The 8,562-nt window shown below is 62.1% G+C and carries 7 protein-coding genes; 1 reads left to right on the top strand and 6 read right to left on the bottom strand.

Annotated elements, in window-relative coordinates:
* Nucleotides 1-851: 851 nt before the first annotated feature.
* The 3 genes from ABEL04_RS13870 to ABEL04_RS13860 form a co-directional block, all read right to left on the bottom strand.
* Entirely contained in the window at nucleotides 852-1,304 is a 453-nt protein-coding gene (locus tag ABEL04_RS13870) for an SRPBCC family protein (protein ID WP_375802990.1), read from the bottom strand.
* A 215-nt stretch (nucleotides 1,305-1,519) separates the two neighbouring features.
* On the bottom strand, nucleotides 1,520-4,015 hold the full coding sequence (locus ABEL04_RS13865) for a heme lyase CcmF/NrfE family subunit (RefSeq protein WP_375802989.1): 2,496 nt from the start codon (nucleotides 4,013-4,015) through the stop codon (nucleotides 1,520-1,522).
* A gap of 180 nt (nucleotides 4,016-4,195) precedes the next feature.
* Nucleotides 4,196-4,762, bottom strand: coding sequence for a DUF3177 family protein (locus tag ABEL04_RS13860; protein ID WP_375802988.1), 567 nt, complete (start codon nucleotides 4,760-4,762; stop codon nucleotides 4,196-4,198).
* A gap of 146 nt (nucleotides 4,763-4,908) precedes the next feature.
* Here ABEL04_RS13860 and ABEL04_RS13855 point away from each other — a divergent pair, with 146 nt between their 5' ends.
* The gene (locus ABEL04_RS13855) at nucleotides 4,909-5,379 is read left to right on the top strand and encodes a septal ring lytic transglycosylase RlpA family protein (RefSeq protein WP_375802987.1); all 471 of its coding nucleotides are present in this window, start codon (nucleotides 4,909-4,911) and stop codon (nucleotides 5,377-5,379) included.
* Nucleotides 5,380-5,395: 16 nt separating this feature from the next.
* On the opposite strand, the gene ABEL04_RS13850 is transcribed toward ABEL04_RS13855, so the two are convergent.
* The 3 genes from ABEL04_RS13850 to ABEL04_RS13840 form a co-directional block, all read right to left on the bottom strand.
* The gene (locus ABEL04_RS13850; protein WP_375802986.1) at nucleotides 5,396-6,526 is read right to left on the bottom strand and encodes an acetoin utilization protein AcuC; all 1,131 of its coding nucleotides are present in this window, start codon (nucleotides 6,524-6,526) and stop codon (nucleotides 5,396-5,398) included.
* A gap of 83 nt (nucleotides 6,527-6,609) precedes the next feature.
* Entirely contained in the window at nucleotides 6,610-7,026 is a 417-nt protein-coding gene (locus tag ABEL04_RS13845) for an acyl-CoA thioesterase (protein WP_375802985.1), read from the bottom strand.
* A gap of 59 nt (nucleotides 7,027-7,085) precedes the next feature.
* Entirely contained in the window at nucleotides 7,086-8,093 is a 1,008-nt protein-coding gene (locus ABEL04_RS13840) for an acetyl-CoA carboxylase carboxyltransferase subunit alpha (RefSeq protein WP_375802984.1), read from the bottom strand.
* Nucleotides 8,094-8,562 lie beyond the last annotated feature (469 nt).

The following is an 8,562-nucleotide window of genomic DNA, read 5'->3' as shown; positions in this document are numbered from 1 at the left end:
TGCGCACCGTTCGCGGTCGAGGTCGCCGAGTCGGGAGACTGCAGGGTGTCAGTGGACATCGGTCGGCTTGGTCGATTAGGTGTGGGGAGAACGTCAGAGGGACCGACGAACGTGGGCTAGATCTCTCCGGATGCCCCGATGGGTGGGACCCATGCCGCGATGGCTTCTAGGACACAGGACGCACACACGCAGGACCTGAGAAGAGGGGAGAGATCAGTAACGATGACGGTGGACGGTTGCTCAGGCATCAGTGGGTGGGTGAGGGGACCAATCCCCTCGGCGTCGCACGATACCTGGTGTCATCGTTGGGAAGGGATTGGCCGTCGGTTGTTAGTCCGCAAGAATCGCAATAAGAAGAAGAACGAGCGCTGAACGACGAAGTCCTCTCAGCACGCGTCCCTGCACGGCAATCCCTTCAAGTGCGATCGAACGACCCGCAGACGCTCGGGACCCCCAGGGAGAGAACCAGTCCGAACCGGACGCCAAAACGGTGGGAGAAAAAAGGAGCGTCTGCATCGTAGGAGCGGGTCGTCCGTTAAAGGCTAAGTCTAATTAGACAGACATATCCGTCCCTGTCAAGTGTGAGGACGAAAACCAGGATTAATCGGCAAGAAAAGAGATCCTCTGAGACGAAGCGCTTCCAAATTAAAGGAAATGAGGAGAAAACGACGCTCCGGGCGAATGTTTGTAGAAGAGACCCTTCTAAGGAACAGAGATTTTCGTCGGTGTACTGTAAACAAAATTAAAATTCACACCATCATAATAAAAGGCGACTTCGGTCTGGGGGAGACGAGGTGGGGACAGCTCGGAGGGCCGCCCCATTTCCTCATCTCTCGAGGCGCCCCCCTTGTCTAGCGCCCGGACATCTTGGGGGATTCGAGGCGCTCTTTCAAGTTGTGGAGGAGCGTAGAAACCTCCCGCTCATTGTAGCGCCGGATGAGCGGACGGACCAGTGGGTGGATGAAGCTCGGGCCTGGAATCTGGTACGTTGCCGCATAGGTAAAGCGGCAACCGGGGTCAATCGGCTCAAAATACCACCGAATGGTGCCCTGTAGGTCTCCCTCCATGCTCCACACGATGCGTTCGTCGGGTACGTAGTCGGTCGCGCGTACCTCTCCTCTAAACGACAGGCCGAGAATCCGATAGGTGTAACGGGCCCGTGAGCCTCCATTTGGAAGCCGCTCGACGAGGACGGATTCTGAGAGGCTCGGCGTGATCTCGGACTGGTGGGCGGGCGTGTCCAAGAACTCAAATACGCGGTCCACTGGGGCAGCGAGGTCGATATGCTTACGGACGGTTAGCATGCTTACGGACGGTTAGCATGATCAGGGGGATCGATCCCTTGGGGGAGTGTAGATTAGAGGGGCACAGAAGGGGAGCACTGACTGCGTTCTGAGAGCAGCGCGTACTGCGCACTTCCATACGACAACTGGCCTGTGCGCAACATGGAATACGCAACACGCACCAGATAGCCCGTCTCCCCGAAACCGACTCTGGCAAGACGTTCGGCGTCTGAGAACTACCGACGGAACCGAATATCCTGTACGCGACGGCCGATAGAGACGACAAAGCCAGCCGCGAGGACAAAGATTCCGACCCAGAGCAGGCTAATCAGGGGCTTGGTATAGGCCTGCACCACCACCCAATTCTCAGGCATCACGCTCACTCCCTGGACGGCAAACGTTGCCTTGCCGCTGTTCACATCCATTTCGGTGAAAGACATGCTGAGTCCCCAGTCCTTGACCCGGTTTTCGATGTACTGCTGGGAATTGTCGTCCATCACCATGTAGATCGGCATGAGCGACCGGGTTTCCTGAGTCTCGAGGTTTGTGACGTGGAGCCGGGCCCCTACCGCCATCTTCGCGTTCTCGGGCACACGCTTATGGCTAGTCGTGGCGGTGCTGGGTCCCTTCAGCACCTTGAAGCCGTGAAAGGCAACCGCATACTTCTTTTCGCCGAGGACGGTAGAGTCGCCCTCGGCCAGCTGGAATTCGCCGCCAGGAGGACCGCTCTTCTGGCCGACCCCCGTCGCTGCCTTCGGGGTTACGGAGAAGAAAAGGTCTTTCTCTAAGAACCTCTGCACGTCGGGGTCTTTGAACCACTGGCCGCCGCTGCCCTGATACGCGACCGGTTTGAGCGTGAACGTGCGCCCTCGCGGATCACGGACATCAAGGATGTATTGGGTGTGGCCTTCATGATTCTTGGCCTTGCCCACGTAGGTGACCCGGTATCCGTTCACGACGCGCGTCTGATTCTTGGCGACCACAAAGTTTTCCCGGGGCATCTCATCCTCGTTGGCCAAGTAGGTCGTCCCTACGCGGGGCAGGGCCCGATCGAACCCGCTGGAGGCGAGGAGTCCCAGAATGACAAGTGCGAAACCCACGTGCGAGAGGGCTCCCCCGGCCATGCGCGGGTTTCCCCGAAGGATGCGCCACAAGACGAGTCCATTGCCGAACAGGGAGAAGAAGCCGACAAAAAGCAACAGCAGCATCTGGATGGCAAAGCCGTAGACTGACCAGAACTCGGCGAGACCGCCGGCTAGACTTGCTGAGGCCATTTGCGCCGCCCCCTCGGTCGCGCTCGGGACGATGAGGGTCTGCTCCGCAAAGGGCGTGAGGACCAGGACCGCGATTGTGCTCACGGTGGCCAGGGTGATCGGCTTGATGAGGACCTGGTTTATAGTTGCCACGTCCATCTTTTTCCACCAGAACAACTGGCCGAGGCCCGCGAGAAAGACGAATCCGAGCGCCAGCGGAAGCGTCCACTTATTGTAGAAGGACTGAGGGACGGCCGAGGGGTTGTCCCGAAAGATCTGCCCAAAGATCGGCGCGCTCGTGCCAAGGATGATGACGGCGGCGGTCGCACAGATGAGCATGGCTCCGCTGAGGATCATGAACTCCCGCGAAAGCGTCCGCGGCTCCTCGTCGGGCACGGGGAGTTCGCCGTACCGGTACGCAAATAGGCCAAAGCCTAGGACGCCAAGGACGGCGATCCAAAGCAGGAGCTGGTTGTAGAGGCCCAGGCTGACGAACGAGTGGACCGACACGTCCCCAAGGATGCCGCTGCGAGTGAGGAAGGTCGAGTAAATCACCATCAGGTACGCGGTGATGGACAGAAGGAGGGAGGCCTTGTGGCTTGACCCACTCTTCTTTTGCACCAGCATCGTGTGGAAGGCCGCCACCCCTATGAGCCAGGGCACGAGCGATGAATTTTCGACGGGGTCCCAGGCCCAGTAGCCCCCGAAGGAAAGCGTGACGTAGGCCCAGTATCCCCCCATCGCAATGGCCACACCGAGCGCTAGAACGGCAAACAAGGTCCACGGCATCGCCGGGCGTACCCACTCGGTGTAGCGCTTCTTCCAGAGCGCCGCGAGGGCGAAGGCGAAGGGAACGACCATCGCCGAGAAGCCCAGAAAGAGCACCGGTGGATGGATGGTCATCCATGGGTTCTGAAGCAACTCGTTGAGGCCCTGCCCATCGGCGGGCACAAAGCCAGGGTTCTGCTGGAAGATGGGAGCATTAGCGAACTCCTCGGACAGCCTCGCAAAGGGGGAAGCCCCGATCTCAACGGGCCCAAACTGCAGGCCCGCGATCATCGAGAGCAAAAACAGCTGGCAGAGGCCGACGATGGCCATCACCGGGGTTTCGTACTCGCGCTGCACGTAGGCGATCAGGAGCCCCCCCACTCCGCACATCATGAGGGCCCAGAGCAGAAACGACCCTTCCTGCCCCGCCCAAAAGGTTGAGAAGAGGTAGTGCCAGGGAAGGCCGTTGGACGACTGCTCGTAGACGTACGCGTACTGGTACTGGTGGGTAAAGAGGAAGTACCAGAGTATGCCCGAGGCCCCCATCACGGCCCCGCTCATTGCACTCCAGGCCCATCGTCCGGTCCGCTTCCACACGTCCTCGGAGGCTGAGGATTCTTCCGCCCGGACGGCCCAAAAAAACGCGAGGGCCGAGAGACCACACGCAACGAAGGCAACAAGGAGGAGAAGTTCGCCGATCGAGCCCAACATGGGAGGCGTGTATCGACAGAGAAAGCCGAAGGGACTAGTGTTAAACGGCTGGCATCACGGGGTTCCGTTCAGCGGTCGTTTGTAGAGGGCTGTGACGTGGATTTACGAGAAGGTTGGCGCTCATCGGCGGGGCGTCAGAGCAGGGCTGTGTCCAGAATGCTCGCGGTGCTGCCACGGGGACTACTCAGAATCGCTCCGTGTGAGTTGCAGGGCCCAGGCTCCCCCATACACCGCGTAGATCGCAAGCGCCCACCCGCCGTACGAGCCCAACTGCATCGGGCTTGCGTTCGGGTGCAGCCAGCGCGCGTACTGCTGGGGCGGACCGTACCAGGCTTGACAGACCGCTGAGGGGGCCTTGAAGGCACATGGAAGCAGGAAGAGCGTGCACGCGAGCCCGATTGTAACGTAGATGCTTGCGGCCCAAAGCCAGTACTGGAAGGCGGTTGCCCACCATCCCTGCGCTGACGACGGAGGAGGGCCCCTCCGTGGAGAAAGAACGTCACCCCGCCACAGAGAGAGAAGGATGGCAACGTGGGCGGCGAACCCGGTCACAAACCCTCCCGAAACCTGTCCGGCCCAGAGATAAACGGTGATCCCGAGAAGGGCCGAGGCGCGCCAGTAGGCCAACAGCCGGTTTTGAACAGCCGGCACCGACACAGATCCAGCTAGCAACACCAGGGGGGCGATCACCAGCAGCACCACAGCTCCCACAAAGTCGACTCGAATCAGGGCCTCGTAAACCGTCATGGAGTTGGCAGACAACCCGAAAGTAACACTGTCCCCTAAAATCCGTCTATACGGAACAGCGCCTCCGTGATCCCTTCCGATGGAGGTTCGACGCGGCGCTACCTCCTGTTCGCTCCGGCTTCACGTCTCGCGATCTTTCCGCTCCCATGCCAAACGGTGGTCGTGCGCACTGGATCATGGAGCTCCGGCCCGTTGGAGAGGTCCTGGCTCTCCTCTGTGCGTTCGTTGCCGGCTGTGTCGCGACGCAACAGGTAGGGGAGCCGGGGCTACCGGAGAAGGAAGGAAAAGCCAGCTACTACGCAGGGAAGTACGCGGGGCACCCCACTGCCAGTGGCGAGATTTTCGACCCCGAGGCCATCACGGCGGCCCACCGCACCCTCCCCTTCGGCACGCGTGTTCGGGTGACCCGGACCGATGGGGCTGGCGGGCCCTCCGTGGTCGTACGGATCAACGATCGCGGGCCGTTCAAGGACGGACGCGTCATCGACCTTTCGAAAGCGGCCGCGCAACAGCTCCGGATGATCGGGGAGGGAGTCGTGCCGGTGCGGCTAAAGGTGGTCTCGTATCCGGAGGGGGTAGAGGCCTCTTCGTCCGGGCCGTCAGACGTGGCGTGGTGACCGTGGGGCCTGTTCGCTAGTGCCAGTGCGGCGCCACGAGCTCCAGCACTTGCTCGCTGGCCCGGCGATTCTGACTTTCGATTGACGAGCGGCGCGCCACGTCGAACGTCTGCTCGGAATCGTGAAAGGCAGGGGGCAGGGACCGATCGGTTCGAGACTGCCATCGGTCCCGCCACTCGCGGGGCACGGTGTCGGGAGGACCGTGGCCCTGAATGAGCAGAGCCAGAAGCGCCCACACCCGGGAGACGGCGTCGAGCCGGTACCCCCCTCCGAGCGTGCAAAGGAGACGTCCGTCTGCGTGATCGTCGGCCAGGTCGAGAAGCTGACGGAAGATCGTTTCGTAGGTCTGCGTGGTGAGAAGCAAATCGGCCAAGGGGTCACTGAAGTGGGCGTCGGCCCCACACTGCGCGACGATCACGTCGGGCCCAAAGTACCTGAGGGCGTGCGGCACTACGCGCTCGAACGCGTCGAGGTAGCTGTCGGCCTCGGTGAACGGCGCCAGGGGTACGTTCAGGGCGTAGCCCTCGCCGGTGTCCTCGCCCGTCTCGTCGATGCCGCCGGTTCCCGGAAAGAGCGCCTGGCCGGTCTCGTGCAGGCTCACCGTGAGGACCCCCGGATCGTCGTAGTGTAGGAACTGGACACCGTCCCCGTGGTGGACATCCACGTCCACGTAGGCCACGCGGAGGTTCTGCTCCCGCAGCGCGTCGATGGCCACAGACAGATCGTTGTAGACGCAGAACCCGGACGCGCGCTCCCGGCGGGCGTGGTGGAGCCCCCCGCCGAGCTGGAGCACCCGGTCTGCCTTACCCTGGGCCAGGAGGTAGGCACCGTGCAGAGTCCCTCCGACGAGGCCACGAGTGGCGGCATCCATGTTCTCAAAGACCGGCACGTCGCCGGTGTTGAGTCCAAAAGACCGGGCGCGGGAAGGAGGCGTCCCGTCCGAAGCGACTTCTACCTTTTCCACAAACCGCTCGCTGTGCACCCGCCGCACGTCCTCCCGGCTCGCCACTGGCGGCTCCACCGGATCGACGGGGTGCCCAAGGGCGTCGAGCAGATCAATCGTCATCTCCTGCCGGACGGGGCTAAACGGATGCTCAGGGCCAAAGTCGTAGTCGAGATAGCGGTCGTGGAAAAGAAGGGTCGCCATGGTCAGCGAGGTGGGGAACAGGATTACGCACAGTGCTCAGCCTCGGGACGAGGCGATGTTTTTGCGAAGGGGGGAGGCCCCGACTACGTGGCAAGTACAGTAGTGAAGGCTTCCCGCACTGCCTCCGGGGCCTGAGTGGGGCGTCGCTGCTCCGCGTCCATGAAGCAGAGCGTGGTGTGGCCGGTGACGAGGGTGTCGTCTTCCTCGTCGCGACGCACCGTGTAGTCGATGGGCACCCGCACGGTGGGCATCTGCTCGAAGTGGACGGCCACGACCAGGAGGTCGTCGTAGTAGGCCGGGCCGTGGTACTGCACCTCCGCCTCCACGACCGGCATGATGATGCCCTGGGACTCAAGATCGCGGTACCGGACCCCGGCATCGCGCAAGGCCTCCGTACGCCCGACCTCGAAGTAGTCAAGGTAGTGGGTGTGATAGACCACGCCCATCGGATCGCACTCCCGATACCGAACCCGGCGGCGGTGCGTGTAGGTGTAAGACATGGCAGGACCGAGGCGTTCGACCGGCGGGGTCGGGGCAGGAGGAGACGGGATCGTCGCTTCTACGCGGTGGGGGTCATCGGCTCGGCGGACTCGTAGGGGCCGAGGGCGTCGAACTTCTTGAGACGCTCGTCGAGGAGGCGTCGCGGGTCGAGGGGGTCGAGCTCTTCAAGGGCCTCGGCAACCGCTGTGCCTACGGACCGAAACGTGGCCTCCGGATCGCGGTGGGCGCCCCCGATGGGTTCGGATACGATTTCGTCGACGATCCCGACGTCCGTCAGGTCCGGGGCGGTGAGCTTTAGGGACCGGGCAGCGTCTTCCTTGTGCTCCCAGGACCGCCACAGGATCTGGGAGCAACTCTCCGGGGCAATCACCGAGTACCAGGCGTTTTCGAGCATCAGGATGCGGTCGCCCACCCCAACGCCCAGCGCGCCGCCCGACGCGCCCTCCCCGATCACGACGACCACGATCGGCGTCTTCAGCCGTGCCATCTCGAAGAGGTTGTGTGCGATGGCCTCGGCCTGCCCCCGCTCCTCCGCCTCCATGCCCGGATACGCGCCCGGCGTATCGAGAAGAACGACCACCGGCTTGTCGAACTTCGCAGCCATCTTCATGAGCCGCTCGGCCTTGCGGTAGCCTTCGGGGTTGGGCATGCCGAAGCGGCGATACTTGCGCTCCTTCGTATTCCGCCCCTTCTGATGGCCGAGGATCATCACCGTGCGGTCTCGGGACCCGAAGCGACTCCCTGTAAATCGGGCCAGCCCGCCTACGATGGACCGGTCCTCCCCGTACTTGCGGTCGCCGTGTAGCTCCGTGAAGTCCTCCGTGAGGGCCTCAATGTGGTCCAGCGTGTAGGGCCGTCGCGGGTGGCGGGCAATCTGCACCCGCTGCCATCGGGTGAGGTTGCGGTAGATGGAGGTGCGCAGTCGCTCGACCCGTTCCTCCAGCGCCTCAATCTCGTTGGAGAGGTCGTCCTGCGTCTCTTCGTTGAGCTCGCGCATCTCGGCGAGCTTGTCTTCGAGCTCGACGAGCGGCTTCTCGAAGTCGAGCAGGTACTCATCGTCGGCCATGTTGGGACAGGCAGATTGGTTCGGGACGTCGGTACTGTGAAACTAAATGATGCATCTTGGAGACGGGAATGGCAACGGGGGGGCGCTTTTCGGGCGAGGGACATACGAAGTTTTCCAGAAGGACATCGGTGGCGCAGGGCACTCCCGTGTTGCCCTCTGAGGGACCGAGCGGTGCGCCGTTCGTGTATTCTTGACTTTCTATTGCTGTAAAATTTATATGTATTTCTAAGACCCGTAGGGAACTGGCCGCACCAAACTGCCCCGAACAGCCTCCTCGCGAGTCGGACGGAGACTGGTTCCGTTTCGCTGGGTGCGGGGCGACAATGCGGGTGTTACGAAACTTCAAACGGCCTGAAATTTGACCCTCCCTCTTTTATTCTCTCCGGTGCTGATCGGATCTGGAATTTCTGCTGGCTTACGCTCCCCTCTGCCATGACGCCTGCATCCTGTCTCCGACCGCGCGCTGTGT

The organism is Salinibacter sp. (assembly GCF_042218895.1).
GTDB lineage: Bacteria > Bacteroidota > Rhodothermia > Rhodothermales > Salinibacteraceae > Salinibacter.
The sequence above is the reverse complement of the archived record's forward strand: the minus strand, read 5'-3'. Positions and strand labels throughout refer to the sequence as shown.